The sequence below is a fragment of the Jatrophihabitans endophyticus genome (genome assembly GCF_900129455.1).
GTDB lineage: Bacteria > Actinomycetota > Actinomycetes > Mycobacteriales > Jatrophihabitantaceae > Jatrophihabitans > Jatrophihabitans endophyticus.
On record NZ_FQVU01000001.1, the window covers coordinates 552,802 to 575,194 of the forward strand.

Here is a 22,393-nt window from a genome sequence, read left to right on the forward strand (position 1 = left end):
CGATCCACAGCCCACTTCTTCGACCAACTCGCCGAGGAAGGCGACGGGACGGGGTCAGAGCTCGCGGTCGGCGAGCTCCACGGCCCGATCGATGATCTGCTGCACGGCGACCTTCTTGGTGGTCGACGTCGTCGCCAGGAACGTGAACGAGACGATCCTCGCGCCGAGCCGGACGATGGCCAGGGTGGCCTTGTAGGACTTGCCGACCAGGTCCCAGCCCTGCCCGGCGTCGATGTCGACCGTCGAGACCTGGAGCCGTCCGGGGCCCGTGATGCGGTAGGTCTCGCCGGAGATCCGACCGCTGTCGCAGCCGAGTCCCGCATCCGCGGCCCGGTAGTAGCGCTGCGCGGCCGCGTCGTCGGCGAACACGACGACGTTCTCGCTGACCTGGACGTCCTGGTCGGGGTGACGGTAGGTGGCGCCCAGGTAACGCTGCGGCGGGACCTGGACCTGCAGCGACGGCTTGTCCGGCGTGCAGGGCAGCGGGTCGCGGTCACCGGTGTCGGACACGGTCCGGGTGAACTGCGCGCCGACCGCGGCGGCGGGCAGCAGCGCCGATTCCAGACCGGCGTTCCCGCCGGCGGAGGAGGAGCCCGACGGCGCCGTCGAGGTGGTCGTCGAGGACGGTGATGCCGGTGACGAGGACGCGGCGCCGCTCGACGGCTTCGACGAGGACGATGTGTCGCCGATGCCGTCGGTGCTCGAACAGGCGCCGAGCAGTCCCGCGCCGAGGACGGGGACGACGAGGGCGGCGAGAGGGCGTCGGACGGCAGCGTGCACGGTGGATCCTCCGCGTCGGGGCTCGGGGAGCGACACGCTACCGGTCGTCGCCGCTGCCGGCCCGGTCAGCGCGCGCTCGGCCCGGTCGGCGTTCCGCGTCAGCCCTGGTCGTCGAGCAGGCTGCGGCCGACGTCGCGGACGGTGCGGAGCGCACGCCGCGCCGCGGCCGCAGTGACGCCCGCGAGGCCGCAGGCCGGGGTGGGCACGACCGACGCCGCGAGCTCGCGGGGCGCGAAGCCGAGGTCGCGCCACAGCGAGCGGACGGCCGCGCGGGCGTCCTCGAAGCCGCGCTCCCCCGTGCTCGCAACGACCCCCAGCCACAGCGAGACCCCCGCGTCGACGAGGTCGCCGAGGAGGTCGTAGTGCGACGTCCGCAGCAGGTCGGCGTCCACCGCCACGGCATCCGCGCCGGCCGCCGCGAACAGCGCGAACGGGACGTCGGGCGCGCAGCAGTGCACGACCCGCGCACCGGGCGGCGCCACCGCCAGCACGTCGCGCAGCGCCTGCTCCGCCACCGGCGCGGCGACCGAGCGCACCGTCCCGTAGCCCGACGGCGTGGGGACGCGGCCGGCGAGCACCGCCGGCAGTCCCGGCTCGTCGAGCTGCAGCACCGGACGCGCCCCGGGAACGCGGCCGACGACGTCGGCCAGGTGGCCGCGCACGCCCTCGGCGAGCGACGCGGTGAGATCGCGGACGGCACCGTGGTCGCCGACCGCCCGATTGCCGTTCGGCAGTTCGAGGGCGGCCGCGAGCGTCCACGGGCCGGTGACCTGCAGCTTCAACGGCCCCTGCCAGCCGTCGGCGGCCTCCTCGAGCGCGTCGAGGTCGCGGGCAAGCAGGTCGCGCGCGGCACTCAGGTCGCGCCCCGGGTGCGCGGCGAGGCGCCAGCCCGTCGGGACGATCTCGACCGGCAGCTCCACGAGCAGCGCGGCGGCCCGGCCGATCATGCCGGCCCCGGGGCCGCGCGCCGGCAGCTCGACGAGGTGCGGCAGCCCGGGCAGCTCACCGAGCACGAGCGCGGCGGCGTCGCGGGGATCGGTGCCCGGCAGCGAGCCGACGCCGGTCGCCGCTCCCGGCGCCCAGGGCCGCTCGGTCACGCCGGGACGGGGGCGTGGACGGCCGCGATCGTGGCGGAGCCCAGGACCTCGTCGCCGTCGTACATCACCAGGGCCTGACCGCTCGCGACGCCGACCTGGGGTTCGTGCAGGGTAGCCGTCACCGTCGCGTCCTCGACGTGCACCGTGGCAGGGCTGGTCATGCCGTGGGCCCGCAGCTGGACGGTGCACTCGAACGCGTCGCCGGGCGCGCGACCCCGCGTCCACACTGCACGCTCGGCGTCGATGCGGGCCGCCGCGAGCATCGTCCGCGGGCCGACGACGACGGTGTTGTCGGCGGGACGGATCGACAGGACGTACCGCGGCTCACCCCCCGGTGCGGGCTGGGCGATGTCGAGGCCGCGACGCTGCCCTACGGTGTAGCCGAACGACCCCGCGTGCCGGCCGAGCTCGACGCCGGTCTCGGCGTCGACGATCGGGCCGTCGGTCGCGCCGAGCCGGCGCGCCAGGAAGCCGCGGGTGTCGCCGTCGGCGATGAAGCAGATGTCGTGCGAGTCGGGCTTGTCGGCCACGGCGAGCCCGCGCGTGGCCGCCTCGGACCGCACCTGCGCCTTGGTGGTGTCGCCGAGCGGGAACAGCGCGTGGGCGAGCTGGTCGCGGGAGCAGACCGCGAGCACGTACGACTGGTCCTTGCCCGCGTCGACGGAACGGCGCAGCCGGCCGTCGTGCAGCCGGGCGTGGTGCCCGGTGACGATCGCGTCGAAGCCCAACGCGAGCGCGCGGTCGAGCACCGCCGAGAACTTGATCTTCTCGTTGCAGCGCAGGCACGGGTTCGGGGTGCGCCCGGCGGCGTACTCGTCGACGAAGTCGTCGATGACGTCGGCGCGGAACCGCTCCGCGAGATCCCAGACGTAGAAGGGGATGCCGAGGACGTCCGCCGCCCGGCGGGCGTCGTGCGCGTCCTCGACGGTGCAGCAGCCGCGAGCGCCGTGGCGCAACGTCGCCGGGGCGGCGGAGAGCGCGAGGTGGACACCGGTGACGTCGTGACCGGCGTCCACGGCCCGGGCCGCGGCCACGGCGGAGTCGACCCCGCCGCTCATCGCGGCGAGCACCCTCACGACGCCGCCCTCACGACGCCACCGAGGTGAGGCCGGCCCGCCGGGCGCGCTCGACGGCCGGGCCGATGGCGGCGACCGCCTGCTCGACGTCGTCGTGCGACGAGTCGTGACCCAGCGAGAAGCGCAGCGAGCCGCGGGCGCGGGCGGCGTCCGCGCCGATGGCGAGCAGCACGTGCGACGGCTGCGCGACGCCGGCCGAGCACGCCGACCCGGTGGAGCACTCGACGCCACGGGCGTCGAGCAGCATCATCAGCGCGTCGCCCTCGCAGCCGGGGAAGGAGATGTTCGCGATCCCGGGCAGCCGCCGCGTCGGGTGGCCGTGCACGACGGCGTCGGGCACCGCGGCGAGCACGCCCGCCACGAGGTCGTCGCGCAGTGCTCCCACGCGCGCCGACGTGATCGCACGCCGTTGCGCGCACAGGGCCGTCGCGACCGACAACCCAACGGCCCCGGGCACGTTCAGCGTTCCGGACCGGATGTCACGCTCCTGGCCACCACCGTGCAGCAGCGGGACGCAGGCGACGTCGCGGCGCAGCAGCAGCGCACCCGCACCGGGCGGGCCACCGAGCTTGTGACCGGTCATGGTCAGCGCGTCGGCGCCGGCGAGCGCGAAGTCGACCGGCAGGGACGGGACCGCCTGCACGGCGTCGGTGTGCAGCGGCACCCCGAACTCGTGGGCGACGGCGGCGAGCTCGGCGATCGGCATGACCGTCCCGATCTCGTTGTTGGCCCACATGACGGTGACGAGGGCGACGTCGTCGGGGTCGGCGGCGAGCGCCGTCCGCAGCGCGTCGGGGTGCACGACGCCGGCCGCGTCGACCGGCAGCCACGTGACGCGCGCGCCCTCGTGGGCGACCAGCCAGTCGACGGTGTCGACCACCGCGTGGTGGTCGACCGAGCCGGCGATCACCCTGACCCGGCGGGGATCGGCGTCGCGCCGGGCCCAGAAGATGCCCTTGACGGCCAGGTTGTCCGACTCCGTGCCGCCGGCGGTGAAGAGCACCTCCGACGGCCGCGCGCCGAGCACGGCGGCCAACTGCTCGCGCGACTCCTCGACGGTGCGACGGGCCCGCCGGCCCGCACCGTGCAGCGACGAGGGGTTGCCGACTCGGCCCAGCGCCTCCGTGACGGCCGCGACCGCCTCCGGGAGCATGGGTGTCGTCGCTGCGTGGTCCAGGTACGGCATCGCCGCCGAGTCTAGGACGTGGCGGCGAGCTCCGCGCCGGGCGGCCGCGGGCCACCCCGCTGCCCGGCGGGCGCCGCGTCCCCCGCCGCGGCGGCCGCGGGTCGGGCCCGCCCCGCCACCGCCGCGCCCAGCCCGGCGACGGCACACATCAGCACCCCGAGCGTCACGAACGCCCCTGTGTAGCCGATGACGTCGCGCGCCGCCGCGGCCACGAGCACACCGGCGACGCCGGTGGTGAGCGCGCTGGCCGTGGCGTCGGCCAGCTGCAGGGCGGCCGAGTCGGCCCCGCGCGTCGCGTCGCTCGTGTACCGCAGCAGCAGGATGCCGACCGACGACATCGCGAGGCCCGCACCCAGGCCGCTGATCAGCCAGGCCGGGTAGGCGAACCAGCCCGGGACGGCCGGCACGGCCGCGATCGCGACGCCCAGCGTGCCGAGGGCGACGAAGCCGAACCCGGCCCGCACCAGGGCGACGCGGCGGCGGTGCCCCCGCTCGTCGCGGTCGCGGCCCTGCCACCACGAGCCGACCGCCCAGCTGATGCCCGAGGCCGCGAGCGGCAGCCCGGCGGCCGTGGGGGTGAAGCCGTGCTGGACGGTCAGCGAGAGCGGCAGGATCGACTCGACGCCGAAGAACGCCCCGGCGAGCAGCCCGCGCAGCGCGACCGGCGCGGCGACGCCCGGTCGCGCGACGGCGGTACCGGGCGGCAACAGCCGCCGCAACCCCCACCAGACGGCGGCGAGCCCGACGACCGCCACGGCCGCGAGCAGCACGGACGGGTGCTGTCCGGCCGCCTCGAGCAGGGCGACGCCGCCGGCGACGGTGAGAGCGCGCAGCAACCGGTCGGCCGCGCTCGGTCCGCGCTGCGCCCCGTCGCGCCGTGCTTCGGCCCGGTGCAGGGCACGCAGCGAGGGCAGCACGAGGATCCCGCCCAGCACGATGAACGGCGCCAGGCCGAGGAAGACGAGCCGCCAGCTGGCGTGCTCGGCCAGCGCGCCGGACACGAGCGGTCCCACCAGCGAGGGCACCACCCAGGCCGACGAGATCGCCGCGAACAGCGGCGGGCGCAACCGCTCGCCGTACGCCTGCCCGATGACCACGTAGATCGCGGTGATCATCAACCCGGCGCCGAGCCCCTGCACGACGCGGCCCGCGACGAGCAGCGCCATCGTGGCGGCGGTGCCGGCGAGCAACAGCCCGGCGAGGAACGCGGCGAGCCCGACGACGAGCGGCGGCGCCGCCCCGCGCCGATCGCTGAGCTGGCCCGAGACCACCATCCCGACGATGTTGGCGACGAGGAAGCCGGTGAACGCCCAGCCGTAGCCGCCGAGCCCGTGCAGCTCCCGCGCGGCGGTGGGCAGCGCCGCCGACACCGCCATGGCCTCGAACGCGATGAGCGTGATGAGGACGAGGATGCCGGTGCTGGTGGCCCGCACCGGTGCCGCGAAGATCGTGCGAGGTTCGGTCGGCTGCGGCGGCACAGTGGGCTCGGCGGACGGCGGTGTCACCGTCCCAGCATGCAAGGTGAACCGCGGTTCACGTCAACGCGGGTCGACGGCCCGCGATCCCCCTGCCGCTGCCGACCCCGGACGCGCGAGGCGCAGGAAGATCCGCCCGTGTGCGGGGACGCGAACGGGCCGGCCACCCGAGGGTGACCGGCCCGTGCACGACGAGGGACTGACGCGGGGATTACCCCTTGCGCTTGGCGATCTCGTCGGTGAGCTGCGGGGCGACGGCGAACAGGTCGCCGACCACGCCGTAGTCGGCGAGCTCGAAGATGGGGGCCTCGGCGTCCTTGTTGATGGCCACGATGGTCTTCGAGGTCTGCATGCCGGCGCGGTGCTGGATCGCCCCGGAGATGCCGACGGCCACGTAGAGCTGCGGCGAGACCGTCACGCCGGTCTGGCCGACCTGCATGGTGTGCGGGACCCAGCCGGCGTCGACGACGGCGCGCGAGGCGCCCACCGCGGCACCGAGGGAGTCGGCCAGCTTCTCGATGATCTCGAAGTTGTCGGCCTTGCCGATGCCGCGACCGCCGGAGACGACCACGGACGCGTCGGACAGCTGCGGACGCGAACCCTTCTCCTCGACGACGGTGTCGACGATCTTGGCCGCCTTCGCCGCGTCGGAGAGGTCGACCGAGACGGCGACCTCCTCGGCCGCGCCGGTCGACGGCTCGGGCGCGAACGAGTTCGGCCGCACGGTGATGACGGGCGTGCCCTTGCTGACCTTGGCGGTGACCTCGATCGAGGCGCCGAAGATCTGCTGCGAGACGTTGCCGTCGCCGTCGAAGCCGACGGCGTCGTAGAGCAGCCCGCCGCCGACCTTGATCGCGGTGCGGGCGGCGATCTCCTTGTTCTCGGCGGTGGAGGCCAGCAGGATCGCCGCGGGCGACGCCTGGCCGGCCACGGCGGCGAGCGCCTCGGCCTTCGGGGCCACCGAGTAGCCGGCGATGTCGTCGCTCTCGGCGACGTAGACCTTCGCGGCGCCGTACTCGGCGAGCTGGTCCTTGAGCGCCGCGGCACCGCCGGGCGCGCCGATCACCACGGCGCTGGGCTCGCCGAGCTGGCGGGCGGCGGTGAGCAGTTCGAGCGTGGGCTTCTTGACCGAACCGTCGAGCGCGTCGACGAGGACGAGAACCTCAGCCATGTTCTATCTCCTTCTCTGTCGTCGACTCGGGTCAGATCAACTTCTTGGACGCCAGGAAGTCGGCGATCTTGGCGCCGCCGTCCCCCTCGTCCTTGACGGTCTGACCGGCCTCGCGGGGCGGGGCGTTCTCGAAGGACGCGACCTGGGTCCACGCGTTCGCGAGGCCGACCTCGCCGGCGTCGAGGCCGATGTCGCCGAGCGACTTGACCTCGATGGGCTTGCTCTTGGCGGCCATGATGCCCTTGAAGGACGGGTACCGCGGGTCGTTGATCTTCTCGACGACGCTGATGACGGCCGGGGTCGAGCCCTCGACCTTCTCGAAGCCGGTGTCGGTGACGCGCTCGATGGTGACCGTCGAGCCGTCGACGGTGACCTTGCGGGCCTGCGTCAGCTGCGGCGCACCGAGCACCTCGGCGAGCAGGGCGGGCACGACGGCGCCGCGCGCGTCGGTGGCCTCGGAGCCGGAGATCGCGACGTCCCACTCGATACCGCCCAGCGCCTTGGCGAGCACCTTGGCGGTGCCGATGGCGTCGGAGCCGTGGATGGCCTCGTCGTTGACGTGGACGGCCTTGTCCGCGCCCATCGAGAGCGCCTTGCGGATCGACTCGGTGGCCTTGTCCGGGCCGACGGTCAGGATCGTCACCTCGCCACCGTGGGCTTCCTTGAGCAGCAGGCCCTCTTCGATCGCGAACTCGTCGATGTAGTTGATGACCGGGTCGACGGCGTTGCGGTCGACGGTGTTGTCCGACGAGTCGAGCTTGCGGTCACCTTCGGTGTCGGGCACCTGCTTGACCAGGACCACGATGTTCATGCGTTCGCTGACCTCTCGGTTCGGGATGTCCCGCCGGCACACGCCGCGGGATGGTGACGTACCCGCCGTGCGGCGGGCTCGACACGTTCTCGTAACACTCTGCCGATGTTACTCGTGAGTAGCAATATGACGGTCCTCCCACCTGGGCACGTCGGGCGGTCGAGAGGACGGCAACCGCACACTCCAGGTGACGAACGACACGATCGCCTTTATCCTGACTTCACAGCGGCCCGCACCTCCCCCGACGCGTGGCCGCGAAAGGAACCGGCATGCCGACCCGTGCCCCCATCATGTCCCGTCGCACGCGCACGACCCGCATCCCGTGGCGCGGTCCGCTCGCCTTGCTCGCGGCGGCGCCCCTGGCCGCCGCGGTGTTCACGGCGCCGTCGGGCGTGTCCAGCACGGCCGGTGCCCGCCCCGCACCCCGCGCCGCGACCGCAGTCCCGGCCGCGCCGGCCGCCGTGCTCGCGGCGGCGAGCGCCGGCACGAGCGCGGGCCACCCCTATTCCGACCCGGTCTGGTACCCGCTGCAGGTCGAGGCCAAGATCGACTGCGTCCGCGACAACCCGGGCTGCCCGAACGGCCACAAGTTCTGGGGCATCGACATGAGCCCCACCGGCCAGGAGCACAAGCCCTCGAACGCGAAGGTCCTGGCGATGGGCGCCGGCGTGATGCACATCGCGGACGCGCACGGTGACAAGTGCACGCCGACGACCAAGTCGTCGTTCGGTACCGAGGTCTGGATCGACCACGGCGGCGGCGTCATCTCGCGCTACGGCCACCTGTCGCGCATCATCGGCCACGCGGGCGACCTGGTGCGGGCCGGCCAGGCCATCGGGGTCGTCGGCGACACCGGCAAGGCGTCCAACTGCGGACGCAACTTCTACACCGACTTCAACGTCAAGCATCACCACTACGGCGGCGACGGTGCGCAGCTCAAGCGACTCAAGACGTGCGGCACCTCGGGTGCGGTGACCTATCCGAACGCGGTCACCCGGTACTCGATCTTCAACGACGTGCCGAAGCGCACCGTCCTGCCCGCCCCCGCGGGCGGCACCCGGTGCTACCCGACGACGGCACCGGCCACGCCGCGCAAGGCCGGCGGCGTGACCCTGAAGCGCTCGGGCTCGCAGCAGCTCACCGTCCGCTGGAAGGCGCCTGCGCGGAGCCAGCGCGTGACGTCGGTGCTGGTCGAGCTGTCGACCTACCACCCGACCAAGCACCGCTACGACGTGCCGTGGAACCACAAGTTCGTCAGCCTCCGCCCGGGCACGACGGCCCAGAAGTTCGGCAAGCTGATCAAGAACCGCAACTACCGGGCGCGGGTCAGCTTCCACAACGCCGCCGGCTGGAGCAGGTACGGGACGTGGGTGGTCGCGAAGACCAGGTAGTCGCTGGGGAGGGTCGGCGGCGCGACGGCTCAGTCGTCGAACGCCGCCGACTCCGCCTCGCTCAGCAGCCGCGAGCGGATGAGGAAGCGCACGCCCTCGGGCGCCTCGACCGAGAAGCCCGCGCCACGGCCCTTCACCACGTCGATGGTGATGTGGGTGTGCCGCCAGTAGGCGAACTGGCTGCGGGACATGTACACCGGCACCGCACGATCGAGGCCCACGTCGAGATCGCCGAGGTGGACGTCGCCGTCGCCGAGGAGGTACTCGCCGTCCGGGAAGCACATGGGCGACGAGCCGTCGCAGCAGCCACCGGACTGGTGGAACATCAACGGCCCGTGCCGCTTCGTGAGGTCGCGGAGCAGGCCGGCGGCCGGCTCGGAGACCCCGACGCGCGAGTGGACGTCCTCCGGCGCGGTCGACGGTGACGTCGTGTCGCTCGTGATCTCGGGTGTGGCCATCGCGTCTCTCCTGTTCCGCCGCTCCCCCACGCCGGAGCCGGACACCGGCGGCCGCCTCGGGGGATGGCGACCGCCGGCGTGGCCCGGCTCCTCCGAACCGGCTCCTAGAAGAAGCCGAGCTTCTTCGGCGAGTAGCTGACCAGCAGGTTCTTCGTCTGCTGGTAGTGGTCGAGCATCATCTTGTGGTTCTCGCGCCCGACCCCGGACTGCTTGTACCCACCGAACGCGGCGTGTGCCGGGTACTGGTGGTAGCAGTTCGTCCAGACCCGGCCGGCCTGGATCTCGCGGCCGGCCCGGTACGCCCGGCTGCCGTCGCGCGACCAGACTCCGGCACCGAGGCCGTAGAGCGTGTCGTTGGCGATCTTGAGCGCGTCGTCCTCGTCGTCGAACTTCGTCACCGACAGCACCGGGCCGAAGATCTCCTCCTGGAAGATGCGCATCGAGTTGTCGCCCTCGAACACGGTGGGCTCGACGTAGTAGCCGCCGGCGAGGTCGCCGTCCAGCGTGGTGCGGTTGCCGCCGGTGAGGACCTTGGCGCCCTCCTGCTTGCCGATGTCGAGGTAGGACAGGATCTTCTCGAGCTGGTCGTTGGACGCCTGCGCGCCGATCATCGTCTCCTCGTCGAGCGGGTTGCCCTGCTTGATCGCCTTGACCCGCTCGATGGCGTCGTGGACGAACTGGTCGTAGATCGAGGCCTGGACGAGCGCGCGCGACGGGCAGGTGCAGACCTCGCCCTGGTTGAGGGCGAACATCGTGAAGCCCTCGAGCGCCTTGTCGTAGAAGTCGTCCTTGGCGGCCGCGACGTCCTCGAAGAAGATGTTCGGGCTCTTGCCGCCGAGCTCGAGCGTCACCGGGATCAGGTTCTGCGACGCGTACTGCATGATCAGGCGACCGGTGGTCGTCTCGCCGGTGAACGCGATCTTGGCGATGCGGCTGGAGGACGCCAGCGGCTTGCCCGCCTCGACGCCGAAGCCGTTGACGACGTTGAGCACGCCCGGGGGCAGCAGGTCGCCGATGACCTCCATCAGCTTGAGGATCGACCACGGCGTCTGCTCGGCCGGCTTGAGCACGACGCAGTTGCCGGCGGCCAGCGCGGGGGCGAGCTTCCAGATCGCCATGAGGATCGGGAAGTTCCACGGGATGATCTGGCCGACGACGCCCAGCGGCTCGTGGATGTGGTACGCGACCGTGTCGGCGTCGATCTCGGAGATCCCGCCCTCCTGCGCCCGCACCGCACCGGCGAAGTAGCGCAGGTGGTCGACGGCCAGCGGCAGGTCGGCGGCGGTCGTCTCGCGGATCGGCTTGCCGTTCTCCCACGTCTCGGCGAGCGCCAGCGCGGGGAGGTTCGCCTCGATGCGGTCGGCGATCTTGTTCAGGATGTTGGCCCGCTCGGTGACGCTGGTGCGGCCCCAGGCCCGCTTCGCCCCGTGCGCGGCGTCGAGTGCGGCGTCGACGTCCTCGCCCGTGCTGCGAGCGATCTCGGTGAACGCCTGGCCGGTGACGGGCGTGATGTTCTCGAAGTACTCGCCCTTGCTCGGCGGCGTCCACTCCCCACCGATGAAGTTGTCGTAGCGGCTCTCGACCGACACCGGGCTGTCGCCGGATCCGGGTGCTGCGTGTACTGCCATCGTTGGCCTCCGTCGTGCGTGACGCACGCCACGCCGGCGTGCGGGTCGACGGTAGGCCCGCCGACGTTGCAGCACCGCTGCACGATGCCTAACGCACGCCGAAACCGGCCCCCAGCTCGCGATCGAGCCGCCGGATCTCGGCGGCGGCGATGGTCCGCAACGGCGACTCCTCGGCGGCGAGGTCCAGCTGGCGGGCCCACACGTCGCGGTCGTCGGCCCCCCACCGGCTGCGCGTCCAGGCCGCCATGAGATCGACCTGGCCCGACGCGAGCACCACCGCCCGCAGCCGGCGCTCCAGGACCCGGCGGCGCTCGACCACCCCGGGCGCGTCGGAGTGCGGCAACAGCGGCCCGCGGTAGTGGCGCAGCGCCTCGGCGGGACGGCCGGCCTCGATCTCGCGATGGACGGTGCGCCAGTCGCAGGCCACCTCGCGCTGCAGGCGGTAGGGCCGCGACGCGAGCAGCTCGCCCCCGAGCAGCGAGCGGAGCCGGGTGAGCTCGGCGCGCATCGTGGAGGTGCTGACGTCCTCGGCGTAGAGCTCGACGGCGAGCTGGTCGCCGGTCATGCCGTCGGGGTGGTCGGCCAGGATCACCAGGATCTCGCTGTGGCGGGGGCTCAACCGCACCGTGCGACCGGGCATCTCGACGAGGCAGTCCGGCCGGCCCAGGCCGTCGACCCGCACGGCGGCCGCGGGCGTCCAGAGCCGCTGTCCGGACCCGGCGGTCTGCACGACGAGGCGGCCGAGCTCGGCCTCGGCCATCCGCGCCGCGGCGCGCACCATCGCCAACGTCTGCGGCGAGGCGAGGTCCTCGCCGCCGGTGACGTCGACGATGCCGACGATGGCCTGCGTGATCGGGTCGTGGATCGGCGCCGCCGTGCAGGTCCAGGGCTGGACGGGACGGGCGAAGTGCTCCGCGGCGCGGATCTGCACCGGCGTGTCGAGCTGCAGCGCAGTCCCGGGCGCGTTCGTGCCGGCGTGCATCTCGTCCCAGCGCGCGCCCTCGACGAAGTTGATGCGCTCGGCGCGGTCGAGGACGGCGCTGCGCCCGCACACCCACAACAGCTGACCGCCCGCGTCGCCCACGGCCATGACCGCGTCGCACTCCTCCGCCGCCCGGCCGAGCACGTCGTAGAGCAGCGGGAAGACCCGCGCGAGCGGATGCGCCTCGCGGTAGTCGGCGAGCTCGGTGTCGGCGACGGTGATCGGCGGCAACGGGTCGTCGACGTCGACCCCGGCGGCGATCGAACGCCGCCACGAGGCCGCGACGAGGTCGCGCACGCCCGGCGCCGTACCCGAGGCCAGGAACTGCTCGTGCGCAGAGCGCAGGGCGCGGACCGAGTCCGCGCCGGTGGCGGTCGTCTGGGCGGCGATGGGCACAAGATAACCCCGCGCCGTGACGCGTGTCACGGGCCCGGCACGGTGAGGTCGTTCAGAACTCGGCGGCCGCCGGCACGATCCGCTCGCCGTAGATCTTGATGCGCTTCAGGTCGGCGGCGGCGGGCACCCCGGTGTGCACGTGGTGGACGCCGAGGGCGGCCAGCTCGCGCAGATGGTCCAGGACGTCGTCGACGTGCTCGCCGTTCTCACCCGGCTCGAGCCGGGACATCACGGTGATCTCGAGCTCGTCGTAGTCGCGCCCCACGGCGTCGCAGTGGCCCTTGAGCACGTCGAGCTTGTGCGACAGCTCGGGGCCGTCGAACAGGTTGCACGCCTGCGCGTACTGCGCCACGAGCCGGAGCGTCTTCTTCTCGCCCCCGCCGCCGATGAGGATCGGCGGGTGCGGCCGACGGATCGCCTGCGGCACGTTCAGGGTGCGCTCGAGCCGGTAGTGCTTGCCCTCGTACGCGTCTTGGGAGTCACCCCACATCTGCAGGCAGATCTGCAGGGCCTCCTCCAGCCGCTCGAAGCGCTCGGCGGTGCCGGGGAAGAACAGGCCGAGACCGCGCGACTCCTCCTCGTTCCACGCCGCGCCGATGCCGAGCCAGGCGCGTCCCCGGGACAGGACGTCGAGGGTGGTGACGATCTTGGCGAGCAGGCCGGGGTCGCGATAGACGACGGCGGTGACCCACGACAGCAGCTCGACGCGCTCGGTGTGCGCGGCCAGGAAGCCGAGCGTCGTGTAGGCCTCGAGCATGTCGGTGTCCACCGGGCCCACCGGCCCGATCTGCCACACGTGGTCCATCACGCTGAGCTTCGCGAAGCCGGCGGACTCGACCGCCTCCGCGATCGCCGCGAGGTCGCCGGGCAGCGCGGCGGGACCGTTGTCGTAGGTGAGATTGGCGAGGTGCACTCCGAGCAACATGTCTCGAACCTAACCCCGGCCCGCAACAGCAGGCCCGGGTTGCGCGGCGGCTCAGGCCGAGGGTGCGGTGTCGCCCAGGGCGGTCTCGATCGCGGTCACCACGGTCGGGTCGAGCGGTTCGGTGCGGGGCCGGAAGCGCTCCAGCACCACGCCGTCCGCGTCCAGCAGGAACTTCTCGAAGTTCCACTGGACGTCCCCGGCCTCGCCGTCGGCGTCGGCGGTCGCGGCGAGCTGCGCGTAGAGCGGGTGACGGTCCGCCCCGTTCACGTCGATCTTCGCGAACAGCGGGAAGGACACCGAGTAGTTCGTCGAGCAGAACTGCTGGATCTCTTGCGGCGTGCCGGGCTCCTGCCCCATGAACTGGTTGCAGGGGAAGCCCAGCACGCGCAGTCCGCGCTCGCCGTAGCGCTCGTGCAACTCCTGCAGCCCCTCGTACTGCGGGGTCAGGCCGCACTTCGACGCCACGTTGACGACCAGCAGCGGGCCGCCGGCCGCGTACTCGCGCAGCGAGGTGTCCTCGCCGGCGAGGGTCTGGACGGGAACGTCGAGCACGCTGCTCGCATCGCGATCGGTCACCGCCTCAGCTTGCCATTGGCACCATCGCGCGCCGGACCCGGATGACTGGCGACCTCCTTCGTCCACTGGCGACCTGCAGCCCGACTGGCGACCTGCAGGTCGCCAGTCGGCCGGTAGGTCGCCAGTCGGCGTCGGACAGCCGCTGGTTCACCGGCCGCGGCTATCGTCTGAGCCATGTCCGACCGCCGCGCGCTGCATCCCCGGGTCGGCCTCGCCCTCCGGCGACGCTCGCACCCGGAGCCCGCAGACCACGGCGCTCCGGACCGCCCGCCGGCGACGCCGTCGTCCGCGTCCGGCGTCGTCGACAGCGCCGTCTATTGCGCAGGGCAGCGCGAATGCTCGCCGGGCACGCTCGGTGACACCTACGAGGCGCTGCGCGAACGCCGTGACGGCATGGCCTGGATCGGGCTCTACCGTCCCGGCGAGGACGAGCTGGGCTCGCTGGCCCACGAGTTCGGCCTGCACGAGCTCGCCGTCGAGGACGCGGTCACCGCGCACCAGCGACCCAAGCTGGAACGCTACGGCGACACCCTCTTCGTCGTCCTGCGCGCCGCCCGCTACCTCGACGACGTCGAGGAGGTCGAGTTCGGGGAGCTGCACGTCTTCCTCGGCCGGGACTTCGTCATCACCGTCCGGCACGCCGAGTCGCCCGACCTCGCCGTCGTGCGGCACCGCCTGGAGGACGACCCGGAGCTGCTGGCCAAGGGGACGGAGGCGGTCCTGTACGCGATCCTGGACGCCGTCGTCGACGGCTACGTCCCGGTCGTCAAGGGCATCGAGAACGACGTCGACGAGATCGAGACCCAGGTGTTCGACGGCGACCCCGCGGTGTCGCGGCGCATCTACGAGCTCTCCCGCGAGGTCGTGGACTTCCAGCGCGCCGCCCATCCGCTGACGGCGATGCTGGAGTCGCTGGCCGGCGGTTTCGACAAGTACGACGTGGACGAGGAGCTGCGTCGCGCCCTGCGCGACGTCGCCGACCACGTCACCCAGGTGAACGAGCGCATCGACTCGCTGCGCGTCCTGCTGCGCGACATCCTGCAGGTGAACTCGATCCTGGTGGCGCAGAAGCAGAACGAGGAGATGACGGCGCTCAGCCGCACCAGCAACGCGCAGAACGACGAGGTCAAGAAGATCTCGGCGTGGGCCGCGATCGGCTTCGCGCCGACCACGATCGCCTCGATCTACGGCATGAACTTCAAGCACCTCCCCGAGACGCAGTGGCTGCTCGGCTACCCCTTCGCGCTGGGGTTGATGGTGCTCGCGGCGGTGGTGCTCTACGTGCTGTTCAAACGCCGCGGCTGGATCTGACCCGGCTCGAGCGGCGCTGGATCACGCCGAGCCCGCCCAGTGCGCCGGCCGGGACAGCGTCCCGGGCACCGCGGTCGCCGCGTCGCCCCGGGTGGCGCTCACCTGGAACTGCGTGAGGAACAGCGTCGTGGACAGCTCCGCGCCGCGGACGTCGGCATCGCGCAGATCGGCGCCGATGACGTCGGCGCCGCGCAGGTCCGCGTCACGCAGGTCCGCGGCCAGGAGCCGGGCGCCGCGCAGGTTCGCTCCGCGCAGGTCCGCCCCCGCCAGGTCGGCACCGGCGAGGTCGGCCCGCGGCCGGGCCCGGCGCGCGATCCTGCCGGGCGGCCGGCCGCCACGGGCGTCGGCGCGCACCAGCTCGCTCGTCCGCGCGAGCAGGTCGCCGATCCGGTCGCGTTCGGCGGCCACGTCGGTGGCCATCACCGCGTCGGCCGAGCCGTTGGTCAAGGTCGCGACCCGGTCGTAGGCGTCGGCGAGACCCGCGTGCAGCGGACCGGTCACGTCGCGTTCCAACGCGTCGTGCAGGTACCACAGCAGCTCGTGCAGCGGTCGCAGCACCTGGAAGGTCGCGAACATGAAGTCTCGGTCGGGATCGGTGCGCCAGTCGTGCCCGGCGAAGGTCACGCGCGTGGCCTTCTGCCCCGCGCCCTGGCAGTCGAAGACGGTGCACCCGGGGAAGCCGCGTTCGCGCAGCTCGCCGTGGATGCCGCAGCGGAAGTCGTCACGCAGGTGGGTGCACGGGTCGCCGGGGGCCTTGTCGAAGGCAAAGCCGTTGGGCCGGTCGAAGGCGAGCGCGACGCAGCACAGGCCCGCGCAGTTCGCGCAGTCGGCGCGCAGCTCGGCCCGGCGTTGCTCGGCACCGGTCATCCGGCGCTGCCGACCCCGTCCGGCTCGACGGCCACGAGCGGTCGGTCCGCGCCGTAGTAGCGGCGCAACACCGAGAACAGCAGCGGCAGGGCCACCGCCAACGAGACCGACGCGAGGACGAGCCAGAGCCCGGCGAGGTCGGGCCCGACGTCCTCGGCGTCGTCGACGAACACCGCGGGCAGGCCGACGCAGGAGACGGCGGCCCGTCCGGTCCGCGGGGCCACGAAGGTGGCGATGCGGGTGAGGGCCTTGGTGGTCGCGGGCTCGACCTGCACCGCCAGCTGCCGCCGCGCGCCGCCCGCGGGCGCGAAGGAGCACGACAGCGACTGCGGGTCCGGCAGGAGCTGGGCGGTCCTGCCGACGCCGCCCGGGATGCCGATCGCGTAGGTGTCGCCCGCGATCACCGAGACCTCGGACGGCGGGGTCGCGCCGGCGGCGAACGAGTGCCGCTCGGTGCCGATCGTGAAGCGGTAGAGCGCCCACAGCAGCAGCCCCAGCACGAGCAGCGCGACCGCCACCCCGCCCATGCGGTCGGCGGGACGCACAGCCGCCGACGACGGCCGCGGCGCGTTCGGTGCGGGCGCGGACACGTTCGTCAGCCTAGGTGGTCGGCACACCGCCGGTGGTCGGCGCGATACCCCGGCCGGGCACCGTCGGGCCAGCCTCTGTTATCGGCTGATAACATCGCGCGGTGAGAGGACGGGCACGCCCACCGTGATCGGCCAGCGTCGGCCCGCGCGCATCGACGAGCTCCTCGACGCGTCGATGGAGGCGTTCGCCGCTCGTGGCTACTTCGGAACCACCACGGCCCAGGTCGCTCGCCGGATGGGGGTGTCGCAGCCGTACGTCATCCAGACCTTCGGCTCGAAGCGGGAGCTGTTCCTGCAGACGCACCGGCACGCAGGCGCCCTGATCGTGGCGGCGTTCCGTGCGGTCTCGGGCGGCGAGTTCTCCCCGTCACGACTCGGCGCCGCGTACCTCGAGCTGGTTCTCACCAGGCGGGCGGCGGTGCTGGTCCACGCGCACGCGTTCTCCGCCGCGTCGGCCGAGCCCCTGATCGGTCACGAGGCTCGACGCCTCTTCGACGAGGTGTACGGGGCCGTGACGGCCGCCGGCGCGTCGGTCGCCGAAGCGGCGGCGTTCCTGAGCCGAGGCATGTTGATCAACAACCTCCTGCTCATGGACGCGTCGCAGCACCTCGACGAGCACGACGCCAGACCACTCGTCGAGCTGATCCTCCACCTCAGGTCCGAGCACATACCCGTATATCCGCCGAATCAGGAATGACATGACCGACCTCGTACCGTTCACCGACAACTACACCGACCTGTCGAACCAGGACGGGTTCCAGTTCGAGTTCCGCTGCGAACGATGCGGGAACGGGTTCCGTTCCGCGTTCCGCCGTGACCCGCGCTCGCTCGGGCAGAAGCTCGCCCGCGGTGTCACCGGCCTGCTCGGCGGCCCGCTCGCCGAGGTGGGGTACGCGGCCGACCGGCTCCTCGACCGCGGCACGAACTCCGCCGCGAAGGACGACGCGCTCCGGGCCGCGACCGCCGAGATCGCCCCGAACTTCCACCAGTGTCGCGGGTGCGGCGACTGGGTGTGCGGTGACGGCTGTTGGAACGAGGACATCGGTCAGTGCGCGCGCTGCTCGCCCATCGCCGTCGAGGAGCTCGCACAACTGCAGGCGGAGGCCCGACGTCGGCAGCTGCAGGAGCGGCTCGAGTCCGTCGACCTCGTGGGGAACACCCCGTTGTCGCGGCAGGCGCAGCCACGGTGCCCTGCCTGCGGCGCGCAGGCCGGCGGCGGCAAGTTCTGCGCCGAGTGCGGCTCGTCCCTCGTCACGAGACGCTCGTGCACCGGCTGCGGCACGGAGACGCAGAGCACGGGTCGCTTCTGCCCCGAGTGCGGACAGCAGTTCCCGTCGTGACGCGGCCCGTGTCCCGAGTGCCGCGTAGTGCCGGCCCGACCGGCGTGAGACGACGCCGCGACGGGTCACGAGCGGTGTCGCTGGCTGCGACGTGCTGTCTCGTCGTCGCACTCCCGGCGTGTTCGACAGGTCGCGACGGTGACGGCGACGGACACCGCAGCGCGTCGGCGTCGGCGTCCGTGGCGGCGTCGGCGACCACCTCGACCGGCGGCGCTCGGCCACCCCGGTCGACGCAGGGGACGCAGAGCACGCGCGGGACGCAGGGAGCGCTCGACACATACTGCGCCGCGAACGACGCGGTCACGAAGGCGCTGCGAGGCACCGTCGCCGACGACATCGAGGCCCGCCGCCGGCAGGCGGACGCGGCGCGGGCACTCCTCCCGCTCGCCGGTGTCAGCACGGCCGTCGCGACCGGCGCCCGGAAGTTCGTCCGCGCCGCCGACGAGACCGTCGCCATCCTTCGGCAGTTCCCACGGGGGGCGAAGGTCGCCGACATCGGGCTCGATCCCCGCATCAGGCGATCGAAGGCGGTCACGAGCGTCGGCACCGATTCCGACTATCGCGCCTTCCTCGCCTGGACGATCCAGCGGTGCGGGCTGTCCAACCCGACCGAGCGGGTGCATTCCTGGACCACGCTCGTCACGGCCGTCGGCGGGCCGGCGGACGAGCGCCGGCCGACGGCAAGGAGGTCGGCCGGCTCCTAGGCGGTGGGTGCGGCGCCCGCGGTGAGTCCCAGGGCCGCGGCGAGCTCGGCGGGCGTCGCGCAGCTGCCGGCCGGACCGGCGGCCGCGAGCTCGGCCGCCGGCGCGTAACCCCACCCGACGGCCAGGCACTCGATGCCGTGCTCGCGGGCGCCGACGACGTCGTGCAGCCGGTCGCCGACCATCACGACCGTCGCCGGGTCGGGGCGCCCGAGCCGGGTCAGGACCTTGTCGATCACGAGCGCCTTGGTGGGCAACGAGCCGTCCAGCTCGTCGCCGCCGACGGTCTCGAAGTAGCGGGCGAGGCCCAGGTGCTCGACGATGGGCACGGCGTAGGGCTCGGGCTTGCTGGTGGCGACGGCGAGTCGCAGACCCTTCGCGTGGGCCGCCGCGACGACCTCGGCGACGCCGGCGAAGACCTCGGTGTCGTACATGCCACCGTTGCCGTAGTGCAGCCGGTACGACGCGATCACCGCCGGCAGTTTCTCGGCCCCGCCGATCAGCGGCGGCAGCGACTCGTAGAACGGCGGCCCGAGCAGGGCACGCTCGGTCGCGGCGTCCAACGGCGGCACGTCGTTCTCCCGGAAGGCCGCCCGCAGGGCGCCGAGGATGCCCGGGGCGCTGTCGGACAGCGTTCCGTCGAGGTCGAACAGGACGACCGTGGGCGCGGTGCCCGTCCTGCGCACCGTCACGCGAACGTGGCCTTGCCCGGGCCGTGCTCGAGGAACGAGCGCATGCCGGTGGCGCGGTCCTCGGTGGCGAACAGCGACGCGAAGAGATGGGCCTCGAGCCGCAGTCCGGTGGCGAGGTCGCCGTCCAGTCCACCGTCGATCGCCTGCTTCGCCGCCGCGAGCGCGAGGGCGGGTCCCTTCGCGAACTTGGCCGCCATGGCCAGCGCCGTCGGGTACACCTGCTCGCGCGGGACGACGGCGTCGACCAGCCCGATCTCCAACGCCTCCTCGGCACCGACGAAGCGGCCCGTGTAGACGAGGTCCTTGGCCCGGGCCGGGCCGATCAGCCGGGGCAGCCGCTGCGTCCCGCCGGCGCCCGGGATGATGCCGAGCAGGATCTCCGGCTGCCCCCAGCGGGCGTCGTCGGCGCTCACCCGGAAGTCGGCGGTCAGCGCGAGCTCGCACCCGCCGCCGAGCGCGTACCCGGTGACGGCGGCGATCACCGGCTTCGGGATGCGCGCGAGCGCGTCGAGCGAGGAGGTCAGCCGCTGCGCGTCGCGGGTCATGTACGCGTGGTCCTGACCGGCGAACTCCTTGACGTCGGCGCCGGCCGCGAACACCTTCTCGCCGCCGAACAGCACGACGGCGCGCACGGCGGGGTCGTCGCTCACCTGCCGCGCGGCGTCGCGCAGCTGCTCCTGCACGGTGGTGTCGATCGCGTTCATGGGCGGCCGGTCGAGCCGGATCGTCGCCACGCCCGCCGCGTCGCCCTCGCCCAGCTCGACACGCACCAGCTCGTCGCTCATCGGTCCCGCTCCCTCGACTCCGCCGTCCCCGTCAGCGGCAGCCTACGGTGGCGACCTCTCAGCGGGCCCGGGCGTACCACCGTCCCCCGCGGCGTTCGACCTCGAGGGCGAGGCCGAACGTCTCGGACAGCGCCTCGGCGGTGAGCACGTCACGGGCGGCACCGGCGGCGACGACGCGCCCGTCGCGCAGCAGCAGGACGTTGGTGATGCCGGCGGGCAGCTCCTCGACGTGGTGGGTGACCAGCACCGACGCCGGGGCGTCGGCGTCGGCGGCGAGCGCCGTCAGCCGGCGCAGCAGGTCCTCGCGGCCGCCGAGGTCCATGCCGGCGGCGGGCTCGTCGAGCAGCAGCAGCTCCGGGTCGGTCATCAGCGCGCGGGCGATCTGCACGCGCGCCTTCTCCCCCTGGCTGAGCGTGCCGTAGCGGCGCTCGCCGAAGTCGCCGACGCCGAAGCGGTGCAGCAGCCCGGTGGCCCGTGCGATGTCGAGCTCGCCGTACGCCTCGCGCCACCGGCCGATGACGGCGTAGCCCGCGCTCACCACGACGTCCACGACCCGCTCGCCGCCGGGGATCCGGTCGGCGAGCGCGGCGCTCGCGAAGCCGATGCGCGGTCGCAGCTCGAACACGTCCACGCTGCCCAGCCGCTCACCGAAGACGTGCGCCTGCCCCGAGGTGGGGTGCAGGGACGCGGCCGCGATCTGCAGCAGGGTCGTCTTGCCCGCGCCGTTGGCCCCGAGGACCGCCCAGCGCTCGTCCTCCTCGACGGTCCAGTCGATGGAGTCGAGCAGCAGCTTGTCGCCGCGGCGCACGGACACGCCGTCGAGCCGTAGCACCGCGTCGTCGTCGATCCCGGCCATGGCCCCATCCAAGCGCACGCGCCGACGGGACGGGCGGAGGCTCAGTCCGCGGGGCCGGTCGTCAGCGTGACTACGGCCGACCGGGCTCGGCCACGGACGTCGTTCCAGCTCACCCGCACGCTCGTGCCCGGGTCGCGGCGCGTGAGGAGCGCGCGCAGCGTGTCCGCCGAGGTCACCCGGGTGCCGTCGACGGCGGTGACGATCGAGCCGGTCGTGATGCCCGCGGCGGCGGCCGGGCCGCCCTCGAGCAGCCCGGCGACCGCGGCGCCGCGGCCGTTCGCGTTCTTCGTGCTGACCCCGAGGAAGCCCGGGTAGCCGAGGTGGATGCTCGCCGTCTCGACGCCGGACTCGATCCGCCGGACGACGCCCCTGGCGTCCTCGATCGGGATCGCGTACGCCGTGGGGCTCGCGTCGCGCGACGCGGAGGCCGCGGTGTCCATGCCGACGATCCGGCCGGCCTCGTCGTAGAGCGGACCGCCGGAGTCGCCCGACACGATGCGCGCGTTCACCTCGATCAACCCGGTGAGACGCTCGGTGTCCTGCCCGTTCTCGTCCGCCGCGGTGATCGAGCGGTCGAGCGCGGCGACACGCCCCTCGGCCGCGGTCAACCGCCCGGTGCCGCCGGCGTTCCCGACACCGGTGACGGTGTCGCCCACCCGTACGCCGCGGGCGTCGTCGGCGAGCGTCGCCCGGCGCAACCCGTGTGCTCCGCGCAGCCGGAGCACGGCGACGTCCGCGCCGGGCGCGGTGCCGACGACGGTGGCCCGGTAGGACCGCCCCGTCGTCTCGTCGGTGACGAGGACGGCGGTGGCGCCCCGGACCACGTGGTTGTTGGTGAGCACCTCGCCGTCGGCCGACAGGATCATGCCGGTGCCCGCGCTGCGCGCGTTCTGGTACTTCAGCGTCGAGACGATGGTGACGATGCCGACCTGCTGGCGGGCCGACGCCGCGCCCGGACGGGGCACGGCGACGTTGCCCGGCAGACTGCCCGTGACCGAGCCGACGCCGTCGACCACCCCGGGGCCGACGCCGTCGGCCACGCCGAGGACCCCGACCGTCGCGGCGGCGGCGAGCAGCGCCGCGGAGACGGCCAGCAGGCCGACGACCGGGTGACGACCCACGGCGGCGGGCCGGTAGGGGTCGGTGTCGGTCACGTTCACCAGACAACCATCCCCGAGCCGCGCGGCGCACTCCCGGAACGCGCCGAAGAGGGACGGTGCGCGAGCCCCGCGGCCGGCGGCCGTCCACTACTGTGCGCCTGGTGCGGCCCGAGCAACTGACCGCGGCGCTGGCCGCACG

Annotated in this window: 23 protein-coding genes; 5 read left to right on the forward strand and 18 right to left on the reverse strand. The window is 73.3% G+C overall.

Features of this window, described 5'->3' with window-relative positions; genetic code table 11:
* Positions 1–54: 54 nt before the first annotated feature.
* The 7 genes from BUE29_RS02570 to BUE29_RS02600 all read right to left on the reverse strand — a co-directional run bounded on the left by BUE29_RS02570 (position 55) and on the right by BUE29_RS02600 (position 7,596).
* Complete coding sequence (locus BUE29_RS02570) at positions 55–780, reverse strand: hypothetical protein (protein ID WP_073385502.1); 726 nt, start codon at positions 778–780, stop codon at positions 55–57.
* Positions 781–878: 98 nt separating this feature from the next.
* On the reverse strand, positions 879–1,877 hold the full coding sequence (locus BUE29_RS02575; protein WP_073385505.1) for a uroporphyrinogen decarboxylase/cobalamine-independent methonine synthase family protein: 999 nt from the start codon (positions 1,875–1,877) through the stop codon (positions 879–881).
* The gene (gene mnmA, locus BUE29_RS02580) at positions 1,874–2,953 is read right to left on the reverse strand and encodes a tRNA 2-thiouridine(34) synthase MnmA (RefSeq protein ID WP_200800005.1); all 1,080 of its coding nucleotides are present in this window, start codon (positions 2,951–2,953) and stop codon (positions 1,874–1,876) included. The genes BUE29_RS02575 and mnmA overlap by 4 nt, the downstream gene beginning before the upstream one ends.
* A gap of 10 nt (positions 2,954–2,963) precedes the next feature.
* Entirely contained in the window at positions 2,964–4,139 is a 1,176-nt protein-coding gene (locus tag BUE29_RS02585) for a cysteine desulfurase family protein (RefSeq protein ID WP_073385507.1), read from the reverse strand.
* Positions 4,140–4,150: 11 nt separating this feature from the next.
* Positions 4,151–5,644 (reverse strand): MFS transporter, encoded by a 1,494-nt coding sequence (locus tag BUE29_RS02590; RefSeq protein ID WP_200800006.1) that lies wholly within the window; start codon positions 5,642–5,644, stop codon positions 4,151–4,153.
* A gap of 181 nt (positions 5,645–5,825) precedes the next feature.
* Positions 5,826–6,785, reverse strand: coding sequence for an electron transfer flavoprotein subunit alpha/FixB family protein (locus BUE29_RS02595; protein WP_073385513.1), 960 nt, complete (start codon positions 6,783–6,785; stop codon positions 5,826–5,828).
* A 31-nt stretch (positions 6,786–6,816) separates the two neighbouring features.
* Entirely contained in the window at positions 6,817–7,596 is a 780-nt protein-coding gene (locus BUE29_RS02600) for an electron transfer flavoprotein subunit beta/FixA family protein (protein ID WP_073385515.1), read from the reverse strand.
* A gap of 269 nt (positions 7,597–7,865) precedes the next feature.
* On the opposite strand from BUE29_RS02600, the gene BUE29_RS02605 reads away from it, so the two are divergent.
* Complete coding sequence (locus tag BUE29_RS02605) at positions 7,866–8,987, forward strand: peptidoglycan DD-metalloendopeptidase family protein (RefSeq protein ID WP_073385519.1); 1,122 nt, start codon at positions 7,866–7,868, stop codon at positions 8,985–8,987.
* Between the two features lie 29 nt (positions 8,988–9,016).
* On the opposite strand, the gene BUE29_RS02610 is transcribed toward BUE29_RS02605, so the two are convergent.
* From BUE29_RS02610 to BUE29_RS02630, 5 genes are all read right to left on the reverse strand, one after another.
* Positions 9,017–9,445, reverse strand: coding sequence for a DUF779 domain-containing protein (locus BUE29_RS02610; protein ID WP_073385522.1), 429 nt, complete (start codon positions 9,443–9,445; stop codon positions 9,017–9,019).
* Positions 9,446–9,549: 104 nt separating this feature from the next.
* Positions 9,550–11,073 (reverse strand): aldehyde dehydrogenase, encoded by a 1,524-nt coding sequence (adh, locus tag BUE29_RS02615; RefSeq protein WP_073385525.1) that lies wholly within the window; start codon positions 11,071–11,073, stop codon positions 9,550–9,552.
* A gap of 88 nt (positions 11,074–11,161) precedes the next feature.
* Entirely contained in the window at positions 11,162–12,451 is a 1,290-nt protein-coding gene (locus BUE29_RS02620) for a helix-turn-helix domain-containing protein (protein WP_073385528.1), read from the reverse strand.
* 52 nt (positions 12,452–12,503) lie between these two features.
* A complete protein-coding gene (locus BUE29_RS02625) occupies positions 12,504–13,376 on the reverse strand; it encodes an LLM class F420-dependent oxidoreductase (protein WP_073385531.1) in 873 nt (290 codons plus the stop codon).
* Positions 13,377–13,427: 51 nt separating this feature from the next.
* Positions 13,428–13,952 (reverse strand): glutathione peroxidase, encoded by a 525-nt coding sequence (locus tag BUE29_RS02630; protein ID WP_073385534.1) that lies wholly within the window; start codon positions 13,950–13,952, stop codon positions 13,428–13,430.
* A 174-nt stretch (positions 13,953–14,126) separates the two neighbouring features.
* On the opposite strand from BUE29_RS02630, the gene BUE29_RS02635 reads away from it, so the two are divergent.
* Positions 14,127–15,263 (forward strand): magnesium and cobalt transport protein CorA, encoded by a 1,137-nt coding sequence (locus BUE29_RS02635; protein WP_073385537.1) that lies wholly within the window; start codon positions 14,127–14,129, stop codon positions 15,261–15,263.
* A 21-nt stretch (positions 15,264–15,284) separates the two neighbouring features.
* Here BUE29_RS02635 and BUE29_RS02640 read toward each other — a convergent pair whose 3' ends face one another.
* On the reverse strand, positions 15,285–16,130 hold the full coding sequence (locus BUE29_RS02640; RefSeq protein ID WP_073385541.1) for a pentapeptide repeat-containing protein: 846 nt from the start codon (positions 16,128–16,130) through the stop codon (positions 15,285–15,287).
* Positions 16,127–16,675: a hypothetical protein gene (locus tag BUE29_RS02645; protein ID WP_073385544.1), complete on the reverse strand. Its 549-nt coding sequence runs from the start codon at positions 16,673–16,675 to the stop codon at positions 16,127–16,129. Before BUE29_RS02645 ends, BUE29_RS02640 begins: the two co-directional genes overlap by 4 nt.
* Here BUE29_RS02645 and BUE29_RS02650 point away from each other — a divergent pair.
* The 3 genes from BUE29_RS02650 (at position 16,656) to BUE29_RS02660 (ending at position 18,764) form a co-directional block, all read left to right on the forward strand.
* Entirely contained in the window at positions 16,656–17,417 is a 762-nt protein-coding gene (locus BUE29_RS02650) for a TetR/AcrR family transcriptional regulator (RefSeq protein WP_084180627.1), read from the forward strand. The two genes, BUE29_RS02645 and BUE29_RS02650, sit on opposite strands and share 20 nt — an antisense overlap.
* 1 nt (position 17,418) lies before the next feature.
* The gene (locus tag BUE29_RS02655) at positions 17,419–18,060 is read left to right on the forward strand and encodes a zinc ribbon domain-containing protein (RefSeq protein ID WP_073385550.1); all 642 of its coding nucleotides are present in this window, start codon (positions 17,419–17,421) and stop codon (positions 18,058–18,060) included.
* Between the two features lie 179 nt (positions 18,061–18,239).
* A complete protein-coding gene (locus tag BUE29_RS02660) occupies positions 18,240–18,764 on the forward strand; it encodes a hypothetical protein (protein ID WP_143167942.1) in 525 nt (174 codons plus the stop codon).
* Here BUE29_RS02660 and BUE29_RS02665 read toward each other — a convergent pair.
* Genes BUE29_RS02665 through BUE29_RS02680 form a run of 4 tightly spaced genes read right to left on the reverse strand, consistent with a single transcriptional unit; the run spans position 18,761 to position 22,254 of the window.
* Positions 18,761–19,453 carry an HAD hydrolase-like protein gene (locus BUE29_RS02665; protein ID WP_084180628.1) on the reverse strand — a complete coding sequence of 231 codons (693 nt, stop codon included), beginning with the start codon at positions 19,451–19,453 and terminating at the stop codon, positions 18,761–18,763. The genes BUE29_RS02660 and BUE29_RS02665 overlap by 4 nt on opposite strands.
* Complete coding sequence (locus BUE29_RS02670) at positions 19,450–20,238, reverse strand: enoyl-CoA hydratase/isomerase family protein (RefSeq protein ID WP_073385556.1); 789 nt, start codon at positions 20,236–20,238, stop codon at positions 19,450–19,452. The genes BUE29_RS02665 and BUE29_RS02670 overlap by 4 nt, the downstream gene beginning before the upstream one ends.
* A 58-nt stretch (positions 20,239–20,296) precedes the next feature.
* A complete protein-coding gene (locus BUE29_RS02675; protein WP_073385559.1) occupies positions 20,297–21,094 on the reverse strand; it encodes an ABC transporter ATP-binding protein in 798 nt (265 codons plus the stop codon).
* A gap of 41 nt (positions 21,095–21,135) precedes the next feature.
* Positions 21,136–22,254 (reverse strand): S1C family serine protease, encoded by a 1,119-nt coding sequence (locus tag BUE29_RS02680; RefSeq protein WP_084180629.1) that lies wholly within the window; start codon positions 22,252–22,254, stop codon positions 21,136–21,138.
* Positions 22,255–22,393 lie beyond the last annotated feature (139 nt).